The sequence below is a fragment of the Citrobacter sp. RHB21-C05 genome (assembly GCF_013889015.1).
In the GTDB taxonomy this organism is placed as follows: Bacteria; Pseudomonadota; Gammaproteobacteria; order Enterobacterales; family Enterobacteriaceae; genus Citrobacter_A; species Citrobacter_A sedlakii.
Map to the genome: position 1 here is coordinate 4,423,064 of NZ_CP057611.1, position 21,132 is coordinate 4,444,195.

At 55.9% G+C, this 21,132-nt stretch carries 22 protein-coding genes; 13 read left to right on the top strand and 9 right to left on the bottom strand.

The features are described 5' to 3' along the window. Positions 1 to 170: 170 nt before the first annotated feature. Positions 171 to 1,058, bottom strand: a complete 888-nt coding sequence (locus HVX72_RS20990; protein WP_181822220.1) for a LysR family transcriptional regulator — start codon at positions 1,056 to 1,058, stop codon at positions 171 to 173. Between the two features lie 90 nt (positions 1,059 to 1,148). On the opposite strand from HVX72_RS20990, the gene HVX72_RS20995 reads away from it, so the two are divergent. Then, positions 1,149 to 1,520 carry a carboxymuconolactone decarboxylase family protein gene (locus HVX72_RS20995; protein ID WP_181822221.1) on the top strand — a complete coding sequence of 124 codons (372 nt, stop codon included), beginning with the start codon at positions 1,149 to 1,151 and terminating at the stop codon, positions 1,518 to 1,520. A gap of 110 nt (positions 1,521 to 1,630) precedes the next feature. Here HVX72_RS20995 and metL read toward each other — a convergent pair whose 3' ends face one another. Further along, complete coding sequence (metL, locus tag HVX72_RS21000; protein WP_181822222.1) at positions 1,631 to 4,063, bottom strand: bifunctional aspartate kinase/homoserine dehydrogenase II; 2,433 nt, start codon at positions 4,061 to 4,063, stop codon at positions 1,631 to 1,633. Positions 4,064 to 4,065: 2 nt separating this feature from the next. Next, positions 4,066 to 5,226: a cystathionine gamma-synthase gene (metB, locus tag HVX72_RS21005; RefSeq protein WP_181822223.1), complete on the bottom strand. Its 1,161-nt coding sequence runs from the start codon at positions 5,224 to 5,226 to the stop codon at positions 4,066 to 4,068. Positions 5,227 to 5,501: 275 nt separating this feature from the next. Here metB and metJ point away from each other — a divergent pair, with 275 nt between their 5' ends. Further along, positions 5,502 to 5,819, top strand: a complete 318-nt coding sequence (gene metJ, locus HVX72_RS21010) for a met regulon transcriptional regulator MetJ (protein ID WP_012907792.1) — start codon at positions 5,502 to 5,504, stop codon at positions 5,817 to 5,819. Between the two features lie 54 nt (positions 5,820 to 5,873). Here metJ and rpmE read toward each other — a convergent pair whose 3' ends face one another. Beyond that, positions 5,874 to 6,086 (bottom strand): 50S ribosomal protein L31, encoded by a 213-nt coding sequence (rpmE, locus tag HVX72_RS21015; protein WP_012907796.1) that lies wholly within the window; start codon positions 6,084 to 6,086, stop codon positions 5,874 to 5,876. Between the two features lie 257 nt (positions 6,087 to 6,343). Here rpmE and priA point away from each other — a divergent pair, with 257 nt between their 5' ends. From priA to rraA, 7 genes are all read left to right on the top strand, one after another. Beyond that, positions 6,344 to 8,542 carry a primosomal protein N' gene (gene priA, locus HVX72_RS21020; RefSeq protein ID WP_181822224.1) on the top strand — a complete coding sequence of 733 codons (2,199 nt, stop codon included), beginning with the start codon at positions 6,344 to 6,346 and terminating at the stop codon, positions 8,540 to 8,542. A gap of 156 nt (positions 8,543 to 8,698) precedes the next feature. Continuing rightward, positions 8,699 to 9,724, top strand: coding sequence for a DNA-binding transcriptional regulator CytR (gene cytR, locus HVX72_RS21025; protein ID WP_060571005.1), 1,026 nt, complete (start codon positions 8,699 to 8,701; stop codon positions 9,722 to 9,724). An 86-nt stretch (positions 9,725 to 9,810) separates the two neighbouring features. Beyond that, entirely contained in the window at positions 9,811 to 10,776 is a 966-nt protein-coding gene (gene ftsN, locus HVX72_RS21030) for a cell division protein FtsN (RefSeq protein ID WP_060571004.1), read from the top strand. A gap of 91 nt (positions 10,777 to 10,867) precedes the next feature. Then, positions 10,868 to 11,398, top strand: a complete 531-nt coding sequence (gene hslV, locus HVX72_RS21035) for an ATP-dependent protease subunit HslV (protein ID WP_042292596.1) — start codon at positions 10,868 to 10,870, stop codon at positions 11,396 to 11,398. Positions 11,399 to 11,407: 9 nt separating this feature from the next. Further along, positions 11,408 to 12,739, top strand: coding sequence for an HslU--HslV peptidase ATPase subunit (gene hslU / locus HVX72_RS21040; RefSeq protein WP_042292592.1), 1,332 nt, complete (start codon positions 11,408 to 11,410; stop codon positions 12,737 to 12,739). Between the two features lie 66 nt (positions 12,740 to 12,805). Then, the gene (gene menA, locus HVX72_RS21045; protein WP_042292589.1) at positions 12,806 to 13,732 is read left to right on the top strand and encodes a 1,4-dihydroxy-2-naphthoate polyprenyltransferase; all 927 of its coding nucleotides are present in this window, start codon (positions 12,806 to 12,808) and stop codon (positions 13,730 to 13,732) included. Positions 13,733 to 13,824: 92 nt separating this feature from the next. After that, positions 13,825 to 14,310, top strand: coding sequence for a ribonuclease E activity regulator RraA (gene rraA / locus HVX72_RS21050; RefSeq protein ID WP_181822225.1), 486 nt, complete (start codon positions 13,825 to 13,827; stop codon positions 14,308 to 14,310). A gap of 36 nt (positions 14,311 to 14,346) precedes the next feature. On the opposite strand, the gene HVX72_RS21055 is transcribed toward rraA, so the two are convergent. The 4 genes from HVX72_RS21055 to zapB form a co-directional block, all read right to left on the bottom strand. Next, complete coding sequence (locus HVX72_RS21055) at positions 14,347 to 14,742, bottom strand: hypothetical protein (RefSeq protein WP_181822226.1); 396 nt, start codon at positions 14,740 to 14,742, stop codon at positions 14,347 to 14,349. After that, entirely contained in the window at positions 14,739 to 15,125 is a 387-nt protein-coding gene (locus HVX72_RS22290; RefSeq protein ID WP_233459377.1) for a hypothetical protein, read from the bottom strand. Before HVX72_RS22290 ends, HVX72_RS21055 begins: the two co-directional genes overlap by 4 nt. Positions 15,126 to 15,149: 24 nt before the next feature. Then, positions 15,150 to 15,407, bottom strand: coding sequence for a hypothetical protein (locus tag HVX72_RS22295; protein WP_233459378.1), 258 nt, complete (start codon positions 15,405 to 15,407; stop codon positions 15,150 to 15,152). Positions 15,408 to 15,498: 91 nt separating this feature from the next. After that, positions 15,499 to 15,744: a septal ring assembly protein ZapB gene (gene zapB, locus HVX72_RS21065; protein WP_120714923.1), complete on the bottom strand. Its 246-nt coding sequence runs from the start codon at positions 15,742 to 15,744 to the stop codon at positions 15,499 to 15,501. A gap of 399 nt (positions 15,745 to 16,143) precedes the next feature. Between zapB and glpF the strand changes: the two genes are divergently transcribed. The 4 genes from glpF (at position 16,144) to fpr (ending at position 20,564) form a co-directional block, all read left to right on the top strand. After that, a complete protein-coding gene (gene glpF / locus HVX72_RS21070) occupies positions 16,144 to 16,989 on the top strand; it encodes a glycerol uptake facilitator protein GlpF (RefSeq protein ID WP_042292580.1) in 846 nt (281 codons plus the stop codon). A 21-nt stretch (positions 16,990 to 17,010) separates the two neighbouring features. After that, a complete protein-coding gene (gene glpK / locus HVX72_RS21075) occupies positions 17,011 to 18,519 on the top strand; it encodes a glycerol kinase GlpK (protein WP_181822227.1) in 1,509 nt (502 codons plus the stop codon). A 191-nt stretch (positions 18,520 to 18,710) separates the two neighbouring features. Then, positions 18,711 to 19,721, top strand: a complete 1,011-nt coding sequence (gene glpX, locus HVX72_RS21080; RefSeq protein ID WP_042292574.1) for a class II fructose-bisphosphatase — start codon at positions 18,711 to 18,713, stop codon at positions 19,719 to 19,721. A gap of 96 nt (positions 19,722 to 19,817) precedes the next feature. After that, entirely contained in the window at positions 19,818 to 20,564 is a 747-nt protein-coding gene (fpr, locus tag HVX72_RS21085) for a ferredoxin--NADP(+) reductase (RefSeq protein ID WP_181822228.1), read from the top strand. A 42-nt stretch (positions 20,565 to 20,606) separates the two neighbouring features. On the opposite strand, the gene HVX72_RS21090 is transcribed toward fpr, so the two are convergent. Next, on the bottom strand, positions 20,607 to 21,035 hold the full coding sequence (locus HVX72_RS21090) for a DUF805 domain-containing protein (RefSeq protein WP_181822229.1): 429 nt from the start codon (positions 21,033 to 21,035) through the stop codon (positions 20,607 to 20,609). Between the last annotated feature and the right edge of the window lie 97 nt (positions 21,036 to 21,132).

Here is a 21,132-nt window from a genome sequence, read left to right on the forward strand (position 1 = left end):
CTCATCAATCGCGTGTCATTATATGTTGTGTTGTGAACATCTATCCGTTTAGACGTCCAGATGTAAAAATGACGGAAAAGTGCGATGCCGTCAACCTAAAAATCAGCGTAAAAGGTGAGGAAAACTCAGGGAAGATGAAAATAATTCATGACGCCAGGGATACCCCGGTATCAGAACCGGACTGACGCTAGCCACTGCCACCGCGCAACGTCCTCTGGCAGCGTCGCCAGGCCAGCCTGAAGCGTCAGTTCACCGTTGCATAGCGGGCGGAAAACTACGCCCCGGCGCTGAATAGCGGCGAACGACGCGGGAAGTAAGCTCAGACCGTCGCCGTGGGCGATGCGGGCGAGCAGCACATCGTGCTCCAGCGGTTCTTCTATACAGGTGGGGAAATAGCCAGCGCGATGAAAAATTTTCCGCGTGTAGTCAAAGAACGCCGGATTGCGCTCACGCTTAAACCAGAATAACGGTCGGTGGTTCAGCCCCTTCAGGGAAAGTGAGGCGGTTTCCGCTTCCGGCCAGCTGGCGGGCAGTGCGGCTATCAGCGGCTCCTGCCAGTCTACTGGCGTAACAGCGAGCCCGGCGGTCTCCAGCGGTAGCGCCACCAGCGCGGCATCCAGCTTGCCCCGACGCACCAGGCGCGCAAGTTCTGGCGATCCGTGGCGTACGATATGCAGTCGCTGCACGCGTGCGCGCAACTGCGTTTCCAGCGGTGCAAACACGCCTTGTTCGAATGCGGTGCTTAATCCCAGTCGTAGCGCGCGATCACCGCGTTGTGCGACCCGTTGCAGCATCGCGTAGGTTTTTTCCTGCATCTCCAGCAGAGGACCGACGATTTCAAGCACCCGCCGCCCTTCTTCTGTCAACGTTAACCCTTTGGTATGACGAACAAAAAGCGTTACCCCCAGCCGTTCTTCAAGCTGGCGAATATGGCGACTCAGTGGGGGCTGCGACATAAACAATCGCTGCGCCGCACGGCTCATGTTGTTCTCTTCTGCTACCACGGCAAAGTAGCGCAGCAGACGGATATCCAGAGCATGTATCAGCGGTGGTGTCATACCAAAAAGGTATCACGAAAACGGTATTATCGATATTTTTTCGGACATCCTATCCTCACGCCACATACTGTGCACCAGGAGAAAAGGACCATGTATTCCGAGCGTTTTATAAAGGGCCGGCAGATGCTGCAACAGGTAGACGGTAAAGGCGGCGATGCGGTTATCGACAGTTTGCGGGATATCGCGCCGGACTTCGCCCTCTATCTGATTGAATTTCCGTTTGGCGATATTTATTCCCGCTCAGAGCTGGATTTACGCAGTCGGGAAATCGCCACGGTCGCGGCATTAACCGCCATGGGCAACGCCGCGCCGCAGCTAAAAGTGCATATCGAAGCCGCCTTACATGTCGGACTCACGCAGGCGGAAATCATTGAAGTCATGATGCAGATGGCGGTCTACGCCGGATTTCCGGCTGCGCTAAACGGGCTGTTCGCCGCAAAAGAGGTTTTTGCCCGACAATAAAATAGCGTCGACCACAGGCAAATTACATGAATCGCCAGCCGGTATCGCGCCCGATGACAACGCTGATGCAGCCGGATAAGGCGAAACCGCCCTCCGGCCTGCAACACAGATTATAACAGTTGCGCCAGGCGGTTGATGTCCGACTGAATCGCCCCGGCGGTCACGTCGCGTCCCGCGCCCGGCCCGCGGATCACCAGCGGGTTGTCGCGATACCAGCGGCTTTCGATGGCAAACACGTTATCACACGGCAGCAGCGCCGCCAGCGGATGCTCCGGGCGCACGGCTTCGACGCCAACGCGCGCTTTACCGTTAGCGTCAAAACGCGCCACGTAGCGCAGCACCAGTCCCATCTCGCGGGCGGCCTCCAGACGCTGAACCATCTGCTCGTTCAGCTCATCGCCGTTTTCAAAGAAATGGTCGATGGAGCCCTCTTCGCAATGCGCGGGTACCAACGACTCGACGCGCACCTGATCCGGCTCGATATCGTAACCTGCTTCACGTGCCAGAATCACCAGCTTACGCATCACGTCTTTACCGGACAGATCCACACGCGGGTCCGGCTCGGTCAGTCCCTGCTGCCAGGCCTGATCCACCAGTTCGGTGAACGGCACGGTGCCGTCAAACTGCAGGAACAGCCACGAGAGCGTACCGGAGAAGATCCCACTGATCGACAAAATGGTATCGCCACTGTCGATGAGATCGCGCACGGTATGGTTGATCGGCAATCCGGCCCCCACGGTGGCGTTATACAGCCAGTGGCGACCCGTTTTATCAAACGCGTCGTGAATTTGCCGGTACTTGTCACTGTTGCTCGCCCCGGCCAGTTTATTGGCGCTGATAACGTGAAAACCATGGCTGGCAAAGTCGAGATATTGATCCGCCAGTTGCTCGCTCGCCGTCACGTCCAGCACCACCAGATCATCGTAGGGGTGTGCGCGCATCCATAAAAACAGCGACTCTTCATCCTGTTCAACGGCTTCGTCGCCAAAGAACGCCAGCGCACGGCTGGCATCCAGTCCTTCGTAGTTCAGCAGGCTGCTGCGACTGTCCACCACGCCCGCCAGCACAAATTCAAACCCGGTACGCGCCGACAACGTGCTCTGCTCGCGGGCAAACAGTTCCAGCCAACGAGAGCCAATATTGCCCTTACCAAACAGCACCAGACCGATACGCTTTTCGGCGCGGAAAAGAGACTGATGTAAGCCCTGAATCAGGCTTTCGGTCGGGCCTGTACGTAACACCGCGACCAGGCTGATGCCCTCTTCCGATTGCCAGGTGAACTCGACCGGCTGACCTTTTAGTTGCTGCCAAAAACGGTGGCAGTGCAGCGGGTTGCGGGTGACCCCCGCACCGACCATTGCCACCAGCGCAAGCCCCTGCCGCAGGCGCAGTTCTCCCGGTAAGCCCGCCTCGTCAAGGATCCTCAGCGCGCTGTCGGCGACTTCAGAGGTGTAACAGAACTGAAGCAGTTGACGATCGTGATGGACGCCCACCGCCAGCGGACGCACCTGCGCGCGTTTCAGGATCTGGTCGATATCCTTATACGCCAGCTTAAAGTCCTGGCTCGCGGGCACCTGAAACTCAATCAGGCACACATCATCATGACTGGTAACGATACGCGCGCCTGTCCCGGAGGCCAGCACACGTTCAATGCGCGTGGATCCCTGATCCGGCGTGTAGCTACAGCGTAATTGCAGATCGATATCGCTGCCGGAAACGGGCTGCAGCGTGCGCGCGTGCAGCACCGGCGCGGCCAGACGCGCCAGCTCGCTGGCTTCATCCAGACGCAACAGGGGCAGCAGGCAGGCATCTTTCACCTTGCGCGGATCGGCGCTGTAAACCCCGGCGACGTCGCTCCAGATGGTGACCCGGGAAACGCCCGCCAGCGCGCCTATCTGTGTCGCCGAGTAGTCAGAACCGTTGCGCCCCAGCAGTACCGTTTCACCCGCATTGCTGCGGCTGATAAAACCCGTGACCACCAGACGTTTGCCCGGATGCTGCACCAGCAACTGTTGCAACAACGGATAAGATAAACCTTCGTCGACCTGCGGCTGCGCGGCGCGCTCGGCGCGGAGAAATTCGCGCGCGTCCAGCCAGGCGGATTCCATTCCCTGCTGATTGAGCACCGCAGACATCAGTCGCGCGGACCAGACTTCGCCGTGGCCGACCACTTCCGCGTAGACCGCATCGGTGACGCCGCTGTCCAGCAGCGCCGCCAGACGTTCCAGGTCGCTGATGAACAGACTGATCAAACTGTCCGCCACATCGGCAGGCAGCAGACCGCTGATCAGATCGCACTGATAGCGACGAAGGGTTTGTTGCACCTGATGCGCAGAGAGGCGATCGGTCTGACTGAGTTTCAGCCAGCTAATCAACTGGTTGGTGGTGCTGCCTGCGGCGGAAACCACCATCATATCGTCAGGCTGTGAGTATTCCGCCATAATGCCCGCCACGCGCAGATAACACTTCACGTCAGCCAGACTACTGCCACCAAATTTATGCAGTTGGCGACCCTTCGCCCCTGCCTGCGCAATCACACTCATGTTTACCCCTTGTTTGCAGCCCGGAAGCCATTTTCCAGGTCGGCAATTAAATCTTCGCCATCTTCAATACCGGTGGAGATACGCAGCAGCGTCTCGGAGATCCCGGCGGCAGCGCGCGCCTCGGGCGCCATGCCTGCATGGGTCATCGTCGCGGCGTGAGAGATCAAACTTTCCACTCCCCCTAAGGATTCCGCCAGCGTAAACAACGACAGCCCGCCGAGGAAACGACGCAGCGTCTGCTCATCGCCATCCAGTTCAAAACTCAACATCGCGCCAAAGCCTTTTTGCTGGCGCGCGGCAATTTCATGGCCCTGATTTTCCGGCAGTGATGGATGATACAGTTTTTTCACCAGCGGCTGGGTTTGCAGGTAATCGACAATCGCCTGCGCGTTACGCTGCGCCACTTCCATGCGCGGCGACAGCGTGCGCAGCCCGCGCAGCAGCAAATAGCTGTCAAAGGCGCTACCGGTGACGCCGATATTATTCGCCCACCATGCCAGTTCAGTAACGGTATCCGGATCTTTCGCAATCACCACGCCCGCCACCACGTCAGAGTGACCATTCAGATATTTCGTGCATGAATGCAACACCAGATCGGCGCCCAATGCCAGCGGATTTTGCAACGCCGGGCTTAAAAACGTGTTATCGACGACGCTCACCGCCCCGGTGTCCCGCGCCAACTGGCAGATCTTCGCAATATCCACCACGCGTAACAGCGGATTACTCGGACTTTCTACCAGTACCAGCTTCGGTTTTTCCGCCAGCGCGGCCCGTAGCGCTTGCTCATTGCCCTGGTCGACAAACAGGACGCGATAGCACCCACGCTTCGCCAGACTGTCAAACAGGCGATAGCTGCCGCCATAGCAGTCGTGCGGCGCCACCAGCAGGTCGCCAGGCTTCAGGAATACCGTCGTCACCAGATGGATCGCCGACATGCCGGTATTGGTCAACACCGCGCCCGCACCGCCTTCCAGTTCCGCCAGCGCACGCTGAACCACATCGCGCGTCGGGTTGCCGCGGCGAGAATAGTCATGAGCGCGAGGTTCATTAAAACCGGTGAAATTGTAGGTGCTGGAAAGATGAATCGGCGGGACGACACAACCGTACTGTTCGTCGTCATTTAACCCGCTACGCACTGCGATGGTGGCCTGTTTACGCGTCATGTTAGGGTGTTCCTGAGCTGAGTCGGTGAAAAGTCAGGCTTCAGAGTAAACATTGTGACAATAGACGTCAATACATCTGGACATCTAAACTTCTTTGCGTATAGATTGAGCAAACTGCAAATAGCCGTTAAAATTATATGCATTAGCGCACAACTACAGGCGCTTTACCCGTGTCATGGGATCGCCTGTACGGTAAACTATGCGGAATTCCGGCTGATAGCCACACCGCGTGTGGTCTGGCCCCATATTAATGACAAAGAGGATTAAGGTATCTCATGGCTGAATGGAGCGGCGAATATATCAGCCCATACGCTGAGCACGGTAAGAAGAGTGAACAAGTTAAGAAAATTACGGTTTCCATTCCTCTGAAGGTGTTAAAAATCCTCACCGATGAACGTACGCGTCGTCAGGTGAACAACCTGCGTCACGCCACCAACAGCGAGCTGCTGTGCGAAGCGTTTTTGCACGCCTTTACCGGGCAACCTCTTCCGAACGATGAAGATTTGCGAAAAGAGCGCAGCGACGAGATCCCGGAAGCGGCAAAAGAAATCATGCGTGAACTGGGTATCGATCCGGAGACGTGGGAATACTGATTTACAGAGACAAAAAAAGCGCCTTTCGGCGCTTTTTTCTTTGACAGCAGAATCTTATTTGCTGCCCGGGATGCTGAAACGCTTGTTGAAGCGGTCAACACGGCCACCGGTTGCAACGTCACGCTGTTTGCCCGTGTAGAACGGGTGGCATTTACCGCACACGTCCAGGTTCAGATCGTGACCAACGGTAGAGCGGATTTTCATGACGTTACCGCAAGAACAGGTAGCAGTAATTTCTTCGTATTTCGGGTGAATATCTTTTTTCATGGGGAAACCTCAGTTTAAGGCCGCGTCGCTCTTCCAGCCCTAACGCCAGACACCACGCGATGTTAATTATTTCCCGTCGCCTTCCACTCTACACCAGCAGCGCGAAATTCTCGGGTAATGGTCAATTTTTGACGCGATCAATTTGCATCAAAGGCGGCGAATCATACAGAAATTAGCCAGCTCATGCAAACTGATTCACTTGTCCACCGCAACTAATGTGTATACTAACCCGCCAGATTTCAAGTCAGGATGATGTCATGCCCGTTGCGCACGTTGCCTTACCCGTTCCGCTTCCCCGCACCTTTGACTACCTTCTGCCGGAAGGGATGAACGTCAAAGCCGGGTGTCGCGTGCGCGTTCCGTTTGGCAAGCAGCAGGAGCGTGTCGGGATCGTCGTGTCGGTCAGCGACAAGAGCGAACTGCCGCTGAATGAGCTCAAAGCGGTGGTTGAGGTGCTGGACGGCGAACCGGTTTTCTCGCCGTCCGTCTGGCGGCTGCTGATATGGGCGGCGGATTACTATCATCATCCTATCGGCGATGTGCTGTTTCATGCCCTACCCATTCTGCTGCGCCAGGGGAAACCGGCAACCAATGCGCCAATGTGGTACTGGTTCGCCACCGAAGACGGTCAGGCGGTCGACCTCAACAGCTTAAAGCGTTCACCCAAACAGCAACAGGCGCTGGCGGCGCTGCGGCAGGGTAAAATCTGGCGCGACCAGGTGGCGGACCTCGAATTTAACGACACCGCGCTACAGGCGCTACGTAAAAAAGGTCTGTGCGAACTGGCAAGCGAAACACCGGGCTTTAGCGACTGGCGCGCCGGTTACACGGTTTGCGGCGATCGTTTGCGTCTGAACACAGAACAGGCCACCGCCGTAGGCGCAATTCATAGCGCCTCGGACAGTTTCTCCGCCTGGCTGCTGGCAGGCGTCACCGGCTCCGGTAAAACAGAAGTCTACCTGAGCGTGCTGGAAAACGTCCTCGCCCAGGGAAAGCAGGCGCTGGTGATGGTGCCGGAAATTGGCCTGACGCCGCAGACCATCGCCCGCTTTCGCGAACGCTTCAACGCGCCGGTGGAAGTGCTGCATTCCGGTCTTAACGACAGTGAACGCCTTTCCGCCTGGCTGAAAGCGAAAAACGGCGAGGCGGCGATTGTAATCGGTACGCGCTCTTCTTTATTTACGCCGTTCAAAAACCTGGGCGTCATCGTGATTGATGAGGAACACGACAGTTCCTATAAACAGCAAGAAGGCTGGCGCTATCATGCGCGCGATCTGGCCGTCTATCGCGCCCATAGCGAACACATTCCGATTATCCTCGGTTCCGCTACGCCCGCGCTGGAAACGCTGTGTAACGTTCGACAGAAAAAATACCGTCTGCTGCGTCTGACGCGGCGTGCGGGAAATGCCCGCCCCGCCACGCAGCATGTGCTGGATTTAAAGGGCCAGCAGATACAGGCCGGGTTAGCGCCAGCGCTGATCGCCCGGATGCGCCAGCATTTGCAGGCAGACAACCAGGTGATCCTGTTCCTCAATCGTCGGGGTTTCGCACCCGCGCTGCTATGTCATGACTGCGGCTGGATTGCCGAATGCCCGCGCTGCGATCACTACTACACCCTCCATCAGGCCCAGCATCACCTGCGCTGCCATCACTGCGACAGCCAGCGCCCTGTGCCGCGCCAGTGCCCAACCTGCGGCTCTACACACATGGTGCCGGTCGGTTTAGGCACCGAGCAGCTTGAACAGGCGTTGGCGCCCTTCTTCCCCGGGGTGCCGATTTCCCGTATCGACCGCGACACAACCAGTCGCAAAGGCGCGCTGGAGCAACATCTGGCGGAAGTGCATCGCGGCGGCGCGCGGATCCTGATTGGCACGCAAATGCTGGCAAAAGGCCATCACTTCCCGGACGTCACGCTGGTCGCCTTGCTCGACGTGGACGGCGCGCTGTTTTCCGCAGACTTCCGATCCGCTGAACGGTTTGCCCAACTGTATACCCAGGTGTCCGGACGCGCAGGGCGCGCAGGCAAACAGGGTGAAGTGGTGTTGCAAACCCATCATCCGGAACATCCGCTGCTCCAGACGCTGCTGCATAAGGGCTATGACGCGTTTGCCGAGCAAGCGTTGGCGGAACGTCAGACGATGCACTTGCCGCCGTGGACCAGCCACGTCATCGTGCGGGTGGAAGACCATAACAATCAGTTGGCCCCGCTGTTTTTACAGCAGTTGCGCAATTTGATTCAGGCCAGCCCCCTGGCAGACGAGAAACTGTGGGTGCTAGGCCCGGTGCCTGCGCTGGCGCCAAAGCGCGGCGGACGCTATCGCTGGCAGATTTTATTGCAGCATCCTTCACGGGTTCGCCTGCAGCATATTGTCAGCGGCACCCTTGCGCTCATCAACACGCTGCCGGACGCGCGCAAGGTGAAATGGGTGCTGGATGTCGATCCGATCGAGGGATAACGCCTTCACGATGCGAGGCGGATCGTAAAATTCAACACCCATCACACTTTTTATGAAAATTCTGTAACCGTTTCCATTCGCTATCTGATAAAAATGTTTTCGATGTGATTTCAACAGGGATAGTGCTGCGCCGGATTACCCTGGCGAGGAGAAAGAGTGAAACCGAAGAAGCAGGTTGTTGCCGCTACAATGAAAGATGTTGCCGAGAAGGCGAAAGTCTCAACGGCAACCGTGTCCCGCGCGCTGATGAACCCGGAAAAAGTCTCCCAGTCCACCCGAAACCGGGTCGAACAGGCCGCAATGGAAGTGGGCTATTTACCGCAGGCGGCGGGACGCAACGTTAAACGAAATGAATCACGGACGATCCTGGTGATTGTGCCGGATATTTGCGATCCCTTCTTTAGCGAGATCATCCGGGGCATTGAGATCACCGCCGCAAGTCATGGCTATCTGGTGCTCATTGGCGACTGCGCGCATCAGAACCAGCAGGAAAAAACGTTCGTTAACCTCATCATCACCAAGCAAATCGACGGGATGCTGCTGCTCGGTTCGCGCCTGCCGTTTGACGCCAGTATTGAAGAACAGCGCAATCTGCCGCCGATGGTGATGGCAAACGAATTTGCCCCAGAGCTGGAGCTTCCTACGGTACATATCGATAACCTGACCGCCGCCTTTGATGCCGTGAATTATTTACATGAGCTGGGGCATCAGCGCATCGGGTGCATTGCCGGGCCGGAAGAGATGCCGCTGTGCCATTATCGCCTGCAGGGTTATGTGCAGGCGTTGCGCCGCTGCGGCATTACCGTCGACCCGCACTATATCGCCCGTGGCGACTTCACTTACGAAGCGGGGGGCAATGCGTTAAAACAGCTGATGGCGCTGCCGCAGCCGCCGACGGCGGTATTCTGCCATAGCGATGTGATGGCGTTAGGCGCGCTCTCCTGGGCCAAACGCCAGGGAATGAAAGTGCCAAACGATCTGTCGATCATTGGCTTCGACAATATCGCCCTGTCAGAATTTTGCGATCCGCCGCTGACGACGGTCGCACAGCCGCGTTTCCAAATCGGCTGCGAAGCAATGCTGCTGTTGCTCGATCAGATGCAGGGGCAAAATGTGAGCAGCGGCTCGCGTTTAATGGACTGCGAACTGATCCTCAGGGGCTCCACTCGCGCCTTAACGTAAACCTTTCAGACACCCGCGTCTGGTCAAAGGCCCGCCGCTTAAGTAACATGGCGGGCTGACGAACGAATAAATACAGCGAAACGATAGTGGCACAACGAGATTATGTACGTCGCGGCCAACCGGCACCTTCGCGGCGCAAAAAGAGCACCTCACGGAAAAAGCAACGCAACACGTCCGCGGTTTCGCCCGCAATGGTCGCCATTGCCGCCGCCGTCCTTGTGGCCTTTATCGGTGGTCTGTACTTCATCACGCATCACAAAAAAGAAGAATCAGAAACGTTGCAGAGCCAGAAAGTGACGGGCAACGGGCTGCCGCCGAAACCGGAGGAGCGCTGGCGCTACATCAAGGAGCTGGAAAGCCGCCAGCCTGGCGTACGTGCGCCAACGGAACCGTCCGCAGGCGGTGAAGTGATGAAACCGGATCAACTGACCAACGAACAGCGACAGTTGCTGGCGCAGATGCAGGCAGATATGCGCCAGCAGCCTACGCAGCTCAACGAAGTACCGTGGAACGAGCAGACGCCGGAACAGCGTCAGCAAACGCTGCAACGTCAGGCTCAACAGCGTCAGGTTGAGCAGCAGTACACGCAGCCGGTACAGCAACCGCGAACCCAGACACAGCCGCAAACGCGTACGGCTCAGTCAGCGCCGGTACAACAGCCGCCGAAGCAGACCTCGCAGCCGAAGCAAACGGCGTCCCAGCAGCCGTATCAGGATCTGTTGCAGACACCGGCGCATACCGCCGCTTCGCAGCCTAAAACGCAGCAGGCCGCGCCGATTTCCCGTGCGCCAGATGCGCCTAAGCCTGCCGCTGAGAAAAAAGACGAGCGTCGCTGGATGGTGCAATGCGGTTCCTTTAAAGGCGCTGAACAGGCGGAAACCGTGCGCGCCCAGTTGGCTTTCGAAGGCTTTGACTCCAAAATCACCACCAACAACGGCTGGAATCGCGTGGTTATCGGGCCGGTGAAAGGCAAAGAAAATGCCGACAGCACCCTGAGCCGTCTGAAGATGGCTGGCCACACAAACTGCATTCGACTCGCCGCCGGGGGTTGAAACCCCCAAAATCCCCCCCATCTATAGTTGCATTATGCCCCGTACACCGTGCGGGGCTTGTATTCTGCATTTGTAACCAAGGGGTCTGCTCGTGACAACAATAGTAAGCGTACGCCGTAACGGCCATGTAGTTATCGCCGGCGATGGCCAGGCCACGCTGGGTAATACCGTAATGAAAGGCAACGTGAAGAAAGTGCGCCGCCTGTACAATGACAAAGTCATTGCGGGCTTTGCGGGCGGCACCGCGGACGCATTCACGCTGTTCGAACTGTTTGAGCGCAAGCTGGAAATGCATCAGGGTCACCTGGTCAAAGCCGCCGTTGAGCTGGCGAAAGACTGGCGTACCGATCGCATGCTGCGCAAGCTCGAAGCGCTGCTGGCGGTTGCCGATGAAACCGCGTCGCTCATCATCACCGGTAATGGCGACGTCGTGCAGCCTGAAAACGATCTGATTGCCATCGGCTCCGGCGGTCCCTACGCCCAGGCCGCGGCGCGCGCTCTGCTGGAAAACACCGAGCTCGGCGCTCGCGACATTGCTGAAAAAGCGTTGGATATTGCAGGCGATATCTGCATTTATACCAACCACTTCCACACCATCGAAGAATTGACCTCTAAAGCGTAAGGATCTCCCATGTCTGAAATGACCCCACGCGAAATCGTCAGCGAACTGAACAAGCACATCATCGGCCAGGATAACGCCAAGCGCTCCGTGGCGATTGCGCTGCGTAACCGCTGGCGCCGTATGCAGCTCGACGAAGAGCTGCGCCATGAAGTGACGCCTAAAAATATCCTGATGATTGGCCCGACCGGCGTCGGTAAAACCGAGATCGCCCGTCGTCTGGCGAAACTGGCCAACGCGCCGTTCATCAAAGTTGAAGCGACCAAATTCACCGAAGTCGGCTACGTTGGTAAAGAAGTCGACTCCATTATTCGCGATCTCACCGACGCCGCCGTCAAAATGGTGCGCGTACAGGCGATCGAAAAAAACCGCTACCGCGCGGAAGAGATGGCGGAAGAGCGCATTCTCGACGTGCTGATCCCGCCGGCAAAAAACAACTGGGGCCAGGCGGAACAGCAGGCCGAGCCGTCTGCGGCGCGCCAGGCATTCCGTAAAAAACTGCGTGAAGGCCAACTCGACGATAAAGAAATCGAGATCGACCTTGCCGCAGCGCCAATGGGCGTTGAAATCATGGCGCCGCCGGGAATGGAAGAGATGACCAGCCAGTTGCAGTCAATGTTCCAGAACCTCGGCGGACAGAAACAGAAACCGCGTAAGCTGAAAATCAAAGACGCGATGAAGCTGTTGATCGAAGAAGAAGCGGCCAAGCTGGTGAATCCGGAAGAGCTTAAGCAGGATGCCATCGACGCCGTGGAGCAGCACGGGATCGTGTTTATCGACGAGATCGACAAAATCTGTAAGCGCGGCGAATCGTCTGGTCCGGACGTCTCCCGTGAAGGCGTACAGCGTGACCTGCTGCCGCTGGTGGAAGGCTGCACCGTCTCCACCAAACACGGTATGGTTAAAACCGATCACATTCTGTTTATCGCGTCTGGCGCATTCCAGGTGGCGAAACCGTCTGACCTGATCCCGGAACTGCAGGGTCGTCTGCCGATTCGCGTTGAGCTTCAGGCGCTGACCACCAGCGACTTCGAACGCATTCTGACCGAACCGAACGCTTCCGTTACCGTTCAGTACAAAGCGCTGATGGCGACCGAAGGCGTGAACATTGAGTTTACCGATTCCGGTATCAAGCGCATTGCCGAAGCCGCATGGCAGGTGAACGAAACCACTGAGAACATCGGCGCCCGTCGTTTGCACACCGTTCTGGAGCGTCTGATGGAAGATATTTCCTACGATGCGAGCGATTTGAATGGCCAAAGCATAACAATTGATGCGGATTATGTGAGCAAACATCTGGATGCGCTGGTCGCAGATGAAGATCTGAGCCGTTTTATCTTATAATCGCGTTCAATGCATTTTCATCACTGTTGATGGGGCTGAAAGGCCCCATTTTTATTGGCGCTAACTATGACTGAACAACACATTAGCCGCACTCAGGCCTGGCTGGAAAGTTTACGACCCAAAACCCTGCCGCTGGCCTTCGCGGCCATTATCGTCGGCACCACGCTGGCGTGGTGGCAGGGATATTTCGATCCGCTGGTGGCCTTGCTGGCGTTAATTACCGCCGGGCTGCTGCAAATCCTGTCGAATCTTGCCAATGACTATGGCGACGCGGTAAAAGGCAGCGACAAGCCGGACCGCATCGGGCCGCTGCGCGGAATGCAAAAAGGGGTGATTACCCAGCAGGAGATGAAACGCGCGCTGATTATCACCGTGGCGCTCATTTGCCTGTCAGGGCTGGCGTTGGTGGCTGTGGCTTGCCATACCCTGACTGATTTTGTCGGTTTCCTCGTGCTCGGCGGGCTGTCGATTATCGCCGCCATCACTTACACCGTAGGTAATCGTCCGTATGGTTATATTGGTCTGGGTGATATTTCCGTGCTGGTTTTCTTCGGCTGGCTCAGCGTGATGGGAAGCTGGTACCTGCAGGCGCACACCTTGATCCCGGCGTTGATTTTGCCAGCGACCGCCTGCGGCCTGCTGGCAACGGCGGTATTGAACATCAATAACCTGCGTGATATCAACAGCGACCGCGAGAACGGCAAAAACACGCTGGTGGTCCGCTTAGGCGCGGTAAACGCCCGCCGTTATCACGCCTGTCTGTTGATGGGAACGCTGGTCTGCCTGGCGCTGTTCAATCTGCTTTCCCTGCAAAGTCCGTGGGGCTGGCTGTTCCTGCTGGCCGCGCCGCTGCTGGTAAAACAGTCGCGTTACGTCATGCGCCAGATGGACCCGGCGGCCATGCGTCCCATGCTGGAACGCACCGTAAAAGCGGCATTGCTGACTAACCTGCTGTTTATTGTAGGGATTATCTTAAGTCAGTGGGGCAGATAACTGACAAATATCAATTAACAATTGATGATTTTGCCAACAGTGCACTTAGCGCGATATACTAAAAATTCTCGCAGCAACTGAACGTTAAGCCTATGAAATACGATACTTCCGAGCTTTGTGACATCTATCAAGAAGATGTCAACGTCGTGGAACCGCTGTTCTCTAACTTTGGAGGACGGTCGTCGTTTGGCGGACAAATCGTCACGGTGAAATGTTTCGAGGACAACGGGTTGCTGTACGATCTGCTCGAACAAAATGGCCGTGGTCGCGTTCTGCTGGTCGACGGCGGCGGTTCTGTCCGTCGTGCGCTGGTCGACGCCGAACTGGCGCGCCTGGCGGCACAGAATGAATGGGAAGGTCTGGTGATCTACGGCGCGGTGCGTCAGGTAGACGACCTGGAAGAACTGGATATCGGTATCCAGGCGATTGCCGCGATTCCGGTCGGCGCGGCAGGAGAAGGGATTGGCGAAAGTGATGTCCGCGTCAACTTCGGCGGCGTGACGTTCTTCTCCGGTGACCACCTCTACGCCGACAATACCGGCATCATCCTTTCCGAAGACCCGCTGGACATTGAGTAAAGAAAAAGGCCATCTTCATTTCGGATGGCCTTTCTTTTATTTCTCGTCATCTAAATCGTAATGGATGATACGAAGTTCGAACATCCCATTTCTCTCTTCAACAGCGATGCTCATCGTTTCATGTCGATGCGGATAATGATCGATGTAAGTCTGTAACTTTTCACTCAGGCTCTGCATTTCACTACGCTGAATGCCAGTGAAATTGAGCGTACTGATCTGCAAACCACTCCCTTCAACGGTTTGATTCGTAAAGTACCAACTCGATGCGACCCTGGGGGCTTCCATAAGTGGTTTCGGCGTAAGCAGGTAATATTTAATAAAATTGCTTTGATCATACTCATCGTCAGTAAAAGGACTCGTGGCAATCAGGCAGACGATCAGCGCAACAGAAATAAGTAAAGTTGTGATGATGGGGGTTCTGTATTTATTCAAATGCGAATCTCCCTGACACAGAAGGGATCTGCGACAGGCTCAATTGCACTCATAAATACCGGTAGGTGCCCTAATACCGGTTGGTGTTTCGCCTTTTGGTCTACGGGGTCAGGAAACAGTAACGGAAGCACGCTCTTGTTTTTAAACTGACCAACTGGGCCATAGTGATCCCAAATACGATACGCTTTCTCTTTACTACATATATCCAGAAAGGGCGTGTAATCGGCATAATCAACGGCCTGGCAAAATCCGAAAAGATTAGAGACTAAATCTTCTGCACTGTATCCACTGTCCGTGATGAGAACGTAGGGCCAAAAATCTTGTAGCGATTCAAACTGGTGGGATGTGTACATAAAAATGGATAAAGCCACACCTTTTAACATCCGATCGCTTAAACCCCTTCGAACCTAGTAATGACTGTATATTCCTGTAGTGGTTTGTAATCCAGTGATTTTTTTCGACATGCTCTGGTGATAATGAACATCAAACCAATCACTATCGCCCCCGCCTGGCATTATCATTTGCTGCCACAAACGCTCAGCGCCAGCAGGGTTTGCGTGCCCTAAATCAATCCATCCCAAATTTTCTGTATAGATAAGGCCGTAGCGAGAATTACGAGTTATGTATCTATCAGAATTATCGATAATATCGCTTCGTTTTGTCATCTCACATTCCTTGAGAACACTATGTTGAGCGGTCATATTCTCCCATAACAAAAAAGCATCCATTAAGGATGCCTTTTGTACGAATTCGGAATTAAACCTCTTCCATGCGCCCCAGCAGGGCCTGCAACCGATCCTGCCAGCCGTTCTGCTGCTCTTTCAGAGAATGGTTCTCGCGCTCCAGCTCTTCACGGCTGTGCTGTGCAGACTGCACTTCCTGCGCCAGCGAGTTATTCTTTTCTTTCAGCTCTTCGATTTCCATCTGCAGCAAAGTGATGGTATCAATCGCCTGCTGTACTTTTGCTTCCAGTTTCTCAAACACTTCTAAAGACATGGTCATACTCTCCTGAATTGCAAGGCGACGCTTCACGCATACGCGCACAATATCGCATAATCTATAGTGCCCGATTGTATGAAGCCCCGCCGCCCCTGTCCAGCAGCATCCCGCGCAGATTGCGGTTTGCCACACTTTTCATCCTTCTCCTGGTGACATTCGCCCTATAACTCCAAAGTGTTAACACATTGGTTAAAGAAATGATTCAGCTCACAGTTCTTATGTATTGCAAAACGCGCTTTATGGCGCGATAACGCTCATTTTATTGACGGAGCACACACATTTTAATTTCGATATTTCTCGTTTTTGCTCGTTAACGATAAATTAACAGTATGCCTACAGGGCATCGCGGACGTCAGTGACCTCCTCGCTTACAATAAACACTAATCTCTTCAGGATCCGATTATGAGTCAAACATCAACCTTAAAAGGCCAGTGCATTGCTGAATTCCTCGGTACCGGGTTGTTGATTTTCTTCGGTGTGGGGTGTGTCGCTGCGCTAAAAGTCGCCGGAGCGTCTTTTGGACAGTGGGAAATCAGCGTCATCTGGGGGCTGGGGGTAGCGATGGCTATCTACCTGACCGCAGGCGTGTCTGGCGCGCACCTGAATCCGGCAGTCACCATTGCGTTATGGCTGTTTGCTTGTTTCGACAAGCGTAAAGTTGTTCCTTTTATTATTTCTCAGTTTGCCGGCGCGTTTTGCGCAGCGGCGTTAGTTTACGGGCTTTATTACAATCTTTTCGCGGACTATGAGCTGACGCACCACATCGTACGCGGCAGCGTTGAAAGTGTTGATCTGGCTGGCACTTTCTCGACATATCCCAATCCACATATCAATTTTGTGCAGGCCTTCGCGGTTGAAATGGTGATTACCGCTATTCTGATGGGGCTTATCCTGGCGCTGACCGACGACGGTAACGGTGTTCCTCGCGGCCCGCTGGCGCCGCTGCTGATTGGCTTGCTGATTGCGGTTATCGGCGCATCAATGGGGCCACTGACCGGCTTTGCAATGAACCCGGCGCGTGACATCGGTCCGAAAGCGTTCGCCTGGCTGGCCGGTTGGGGTAACGTGGCCTTCACCGGCGGCAAAGATATTCCTTACTTCCTGGTGCCGCTGTTCGGCCCCATCGTCGGCGCTATTCTGGGCGCGTTTGCCTATCGCAAGCTGATTGGCCGCCATTTGCCGTGCGATACCTGTGTCGTGGAAGAGAAGGAAACCACGGCCGCTACACAACAAAAAGCTTCGCTGTAATGTGACTACGGGACAAAAATTATGACTGACAAAAAGTATATCGTTGCGCTCGACCAGGGCACCACCAGCTCCCGCGCCGTTGTGATGGATCACGATGCGAATATCGTGAGCGTTTCCCAACGCGAATTTGAGCAGATCTACCCGAAAGCAGGCTGGGTAGAGCACGACCCGATGGAAATCTGGGCGACGCAAAGCTCTACGCTGGTGGAAGTCCTGGCGAAAGCAGACATCAGTTCCGATCAAATTGCAGCGATCGGTATCACCAACCAGCGTGAGACCACCATTGTCTGGGAACGTGAGACCGGCAAGCCGATCTATAACGCCATCGTCTGGCAGTGTCGTCGTACCGCCGACATTTGCGAGCACTTAAAACGCGACGGCATGGAAGAGTATGTCCGTAGCACCACCGGTCTGGTGATTGACCCTTACTTCTCCGGCACCAAAGTGAAGTGGATCCTCGACCACGTTGAAGGCTCACGCGAGCGCGCGCGTCGGGGCGAATTGTTGTTCGGTACAGTGGACACCTGGCTTATCTGGAAAATGACCCAGGGACGCGTACACGTGACGGATTACACCAACGCCTCGCGCACCATGCTGTTCAACATCCACACCCTGGACTGGGACGACAAGATGCTGGATGCGCTGGATATTCCGCGCGCGATGCTGCCGGAAGTGCGCCGTTCTTCTGAAGTGTACGGCCAGACCAATATTGGCGGTAAAGGCGGCACGCGCATTCCTATCGCCGGTATCGCCGGTGACCAGCAGGCGGCACTGTTCGGCCAACTGTGCGTTAAAGAAGGGATGGCGAAGAATACCTACGGCACCGGCTGCTTTATGCTGATGAACACCGGCGAGAAAGCAGTTAAGTCCGAAAACGGGCTTTTGACCACCATCGCCTGTGGCCCGACCGGCGAAGTGAACTACGCGCTGGAAGGTGCGGTGTTTATGGCCGGTGCGTCTATCCAGTGGCTGCGTGATGAAATGAAGCTGATCAGCGACGCTTTCGACTCTGAATATTTTGCCACCAAAGTGAAGGACACTAACGGCGTGTATGTGGTGCCGGCGTTTACTGGCCTCGGCGCACCCTACTGGGACCCGTATGCCCGTGGCGCGATCTTCGGCCTGACCCGTGGGGTGAATGCCAACCACATCATCCGCGCGACGCTGGAATCGATCGCTTATCAGACCCGTGATGTGCTGGAGGCAATGCAGGCAGACTCCGGTATTCGCCTACACGCTCTGCGTGTTGACGGCGGCGCGGTCGCTAATAACTTCCTGATGCAGTTCCAGTCGGACATTCTCGGTACGCGCGTCGAGCGCCCGGAAGTGCGCGAAGTCACCGCGCTGGGGGCGGCGTACCTTGCGGGTCTGGCGGTTGGCTACTGGCAGAACCTTGATGAGCTACAGGAAAAAGCGGTCATTGAGCGTGAATTCCGCCCTGGCATTGAAACTACCGAGCGTAACTACCGTTACAGCGGCTGGAAAAAAGCGGTGAAACGCGCGCTGGCCTGGGAAGAACACGACGAGTGATTGTGGAATGCCGGATCGAGGCTTCGCCTTATCCGGCCTACCACGACAAGCAGGATCCCGGCTGGATGGGACACGTTAGCGTCGCCATCCGGAAAAATCTTTATGCGGGGGCAACCCCGCACACACATCAATAATCAGGCCCCTTCCCCTGTGCTACACTGCGCGCCATTCCTTTCTGCTACGAGTTTGCTATGAGACGAGAACTTGCCATCGAATTTTCCCGCGTAACCGAAGCGGCGGCGCTGGCTGGCTACAAATGGTTGGGACGCGGTGACAAAAACACCGCAGACGGCGCGGCGGTAAACGCGATGCGCATTATGCTTAATCAGGTCAATATTGACGGCACCATCGTGATTGGTGAAGGCGAGATCGATGAAGCGCCAATGCTCTACATCGGCGAAAACGTAGGAACCGGTCACGGCGATGCGGTGGATATCGCTGTCGACCCAATCGAAGGCACGCGGATGACGGCGATGGGCCAGGCCAACGCGCTGGCAGTGCTGGCAGTCGGCGATAAGGGGAGCTTCCTGAACGCGCCGGATATGTATATGGAAAAGCTCATCGTCGGACCGGGCGCGAAAGGCGCTATCGACCTGAATCTGCCGCTGGCGGACAACCTGCGCAACATCGCCGCCGCGCTTGGCAAGCCGCTGTGTGATTTAACGGTGACCATTCTGGCGAAGCCGCGTCACGATAATGTGATTGCGCAGATGCAAACCCTCGGCGTGCGCGTATTCGCCATTCCTGACGGCGACGTAGCAGCCTCCATTCTGACCTGTATGCCTGACAGCGAAGTCGACGTGCTGTACGGCATTGGCGGCGCGCCGGAAGGCGTGGTCTCCGCGGCGGTGATCCGTGCGCTGGATGGCGACATGCAGGGCCGTCTGCTGGCGCGTCATGACGTCAAAGGCGACAGCGAAGATAACCGCCGCATTGGCGAACAAGAGCTGGCACGCTGTAAAGCGATGGGGATCGACGCGGGAAAAGTGCTGCGTCTGGACGAAATGGCGCGTAGCGACAACGTGATTTTCTCCGCCACCGGCATCACCAAAGGCGATCTGCTGGAAGGGATTAGCCGCAAAGGCAACATCGCCACCACCGAAACGCTGTTGATTCGCGGAAAGTCCCGCACCATCCGCCGTATCCAGTCCATTCACTATCTGGATCGCAAAGACCCGGACGTGCAGGCGCATATCCTGTAACTGATTTGTTCGTTCGAGCCTTCCAGCCCATCCGGGCTGGAAATCTTGCGGCCAAGGAACGAAGATAAAGGGACGAGATCAGAACAGGAGAAAACCATGGCAGATTGGGTAACAGGCAAAGTCACGAAGGTACAGAACTGGACCGATGCCCTGTTTAGTCTGACCGTCCACGCCCCCGTTCATCCTTTTACTGCCGGTCAGTTTACCAAGCTTGGGCTGGAGATTGACGGCGAGCGCGTCCAGCGCGCTTACTCCTACGTGAATGCCCCCGATAACCCGGATCTGGAGTTTTACCTCGTCACCGTTCCCGACGGCAAGCTAAGCCCGCGTCTGGCGGCGCTGAAGCCCGGCGATGAAGTCCTGGTGGTGAGTGAAGCCGCTGGTTTCTTTGTGCTGGAAGAGATCCCCAACTGCGACACGCTGTGGATGCTGGCGACCGGCACCGCCATTGGCCCGTATCTGTCGATTCTGCAGTGGGGAAAAGATCTGGACCGCTTTAAAAATTTGGTGCTGGTCCATGCCGCGCGCTACGCCGCCGATTTAAGCTATTTACCGCTCATGCAGGAACTGCAAAAACGGTATGAAGGCAAGCTGCGGATCCAGACGGTGGTCAGTCGGGAAACCGTCGCCGGTTCGTTAACCGGTCGCGTTCCGGCGCTCATTGAAAGCGGCGAGCTGGAAAAAGCCATCGGGCTACCGATAGATAAAGAGACCAGCCATGTGATGCTCTGCGGTAACCCGCAGATGGTGCGCGATACCCAGCAGTTGTTGAAAGAAACCCGGCAGATGAGCAAACACTTGCGTCGTCGCCCAGGTCATATGACCGCAGAGCACTACTGGTGAATATTTTGCCGGAGGGCGACATCGCCGGATCCGGCCTGCTGTTTACCGTTCCGCTTTATATTTAACGTCCTGGGTGTCTTTGCCGAACTTATTTTCCCCCTGGGTGCCGATAAACGCGCCCAGATCGATAATCATCATGATAAGAATCAGCGTCGGTACAAAGCGCCCCACCGCCCATTGCCACATACCTGGCAGGATTGCCCAGTTTCCAGCCAACAACATCCACGCCAGAATCATCAAGAGCGCCCACAGACCGGAACGCCCCCGATCGTGAAGGCGTTTTACTGTCACCGCCGCCGTCGGCCAGAGCAGGCAGACCAGGCAAAACGCCGCGGTTTGGATATCGAGCAACGACTGGCTCGCCAGCGAAAACAGGACCACCATGCCGACAAGCCACAGAACCATCCAGATCCAGAAATCACGGCGGCCAATACGCCCTTTAAATGAGAATAACCACTGCTGTATGGTCATGAAAGTTCCTTTAAAATAGAAAACGCCGACAGTTTACCCTTTTGACAAGCCAGACGGTTATCGTTTTAATCGTGAGCAGTCATAACGAAAGGTAAGA

Excerpts from the sequence above, each read along its gene's own strand:
- glpK (WP_181822227.1), top strand. The coding sequence starts at position 17,011 with ATGACTGACAAAAAGTATATCGTTGCGCTCGACCAGGGCACCACCAGC.
- zapB (WP_120714923.1), bottom strand. The coding sequence starts at position 15,744 with ATGACCATGTCTTTAGAAGTGTTTGAGAAACTGGAAGCAAAAGTACAG.
- HVX72_RS20995 (WP_181822221.1), top strand. The coding sequence starts at position 1,149 with ATGTATTCCGAGCGTTTTATAAAGGGCCGGCAGATGCTGCAACAGGTA.
- metL (WP_181822222.1), bottom strand. The coding sequence starts at position 4,063 with ATGAGTGTGATTGCGCAGGCAGGGGCGAAGGGTCGCCAACTGCATAAA.
- fpr (WP_181822228.1), top strand. The coding sequence starts at position 19,818 with ATGGCAGATTGGGTAACAGGCAAAGTCACGAAGGTACAGAACTGGACC.
- HVX72_RS21090 (WP_181822229.1), bottom strand. The coding sequence starts at position 21,035 with ATGACCATACAGCAGTGGTTATTCTCATTTAAAGGGCGTATTGGCCGC.
- glpX (WP_042292574.1), top strand. The coding sequence starts at position 18,711 with ATGAGACGAGAACTTGCCATCGAATTTTCCCGCGTAACCGAAGCGGCG.
- rraA (WP_181822225.1), top strand. The coding sequence starts at position 13,825 with ATGAAATACGATACTTCCGAGCTTTGTGACATCTATCAAGAAGATGTC.
- priA (WP_181822224.1), top strand. The coding sequence starts at position 6,344 with ATGCCCGTTGCGCACGTTGCCTTACCCGTTCCGCTTCCCCGCACCTTT.
- metB (WP_181822223.1), bottom strand. The coding sequence starts at position 5,226 with ATGACGCGTAAACAGGCCACCATCGCAGTGCGTAGCGGGTTAAATGAC.
- menA (WP_042292589.1), top strand. The coding sequence starts at position 12,806 with ATGACTGAACAACACATTAGCCGCACTCAGGCCTGGCTGGAAAGTTTA.
- glpF (WP_042292580.1), top strand. The coding sequence starts at position 16,144 with ATGAGTCAAACATCAACCTTAAAAGGCCAGTGCATTGCTGAATTCCTC.
- HVX72_RS22295 (WP_233459378.1), bottom strand. The coding sequence starts at position 15,407 with ATGACAAAACGAAGCGATATTATCGATAATTCTGATAGATACATAACT.
- HVX72_RS20990 (WP_181822220.1), bottom strand. The coding sequence starts at position 1,058 with ATGACACCACCGCTGATACATGCTCTGGATATCCGTCTGCTGCGCTAC.
- hslU (WP_042292592.1), top strand. The coding sequence starts at position 11,408 with ATGTCTGAAATGACCCCACGCGAAATCGTCAGCGAACTGAACAAGCAC.
- metJ (WP_012907792.1), top strand. The coding sequence starts at position 5,502 with ATGGCTGAATGGAGCGGCGAATATATCAGCCCATACGCTGAGCACGGT.
- rpmE (WP_012907796.1), bottom strand. The coding sequence starts at position 6,086 with ATGAAAAAAGATATTCACCCGAAATACGAAGAAATTACTGCTACCTGT.
- HVX72_RS22290 (WP_233459377.1), bottom strand. The coding sequence starts at position 15,125 with ATGTTAAAAGGTGTGGCTTTATCCATTTTTATGTACACATCCCACCAG.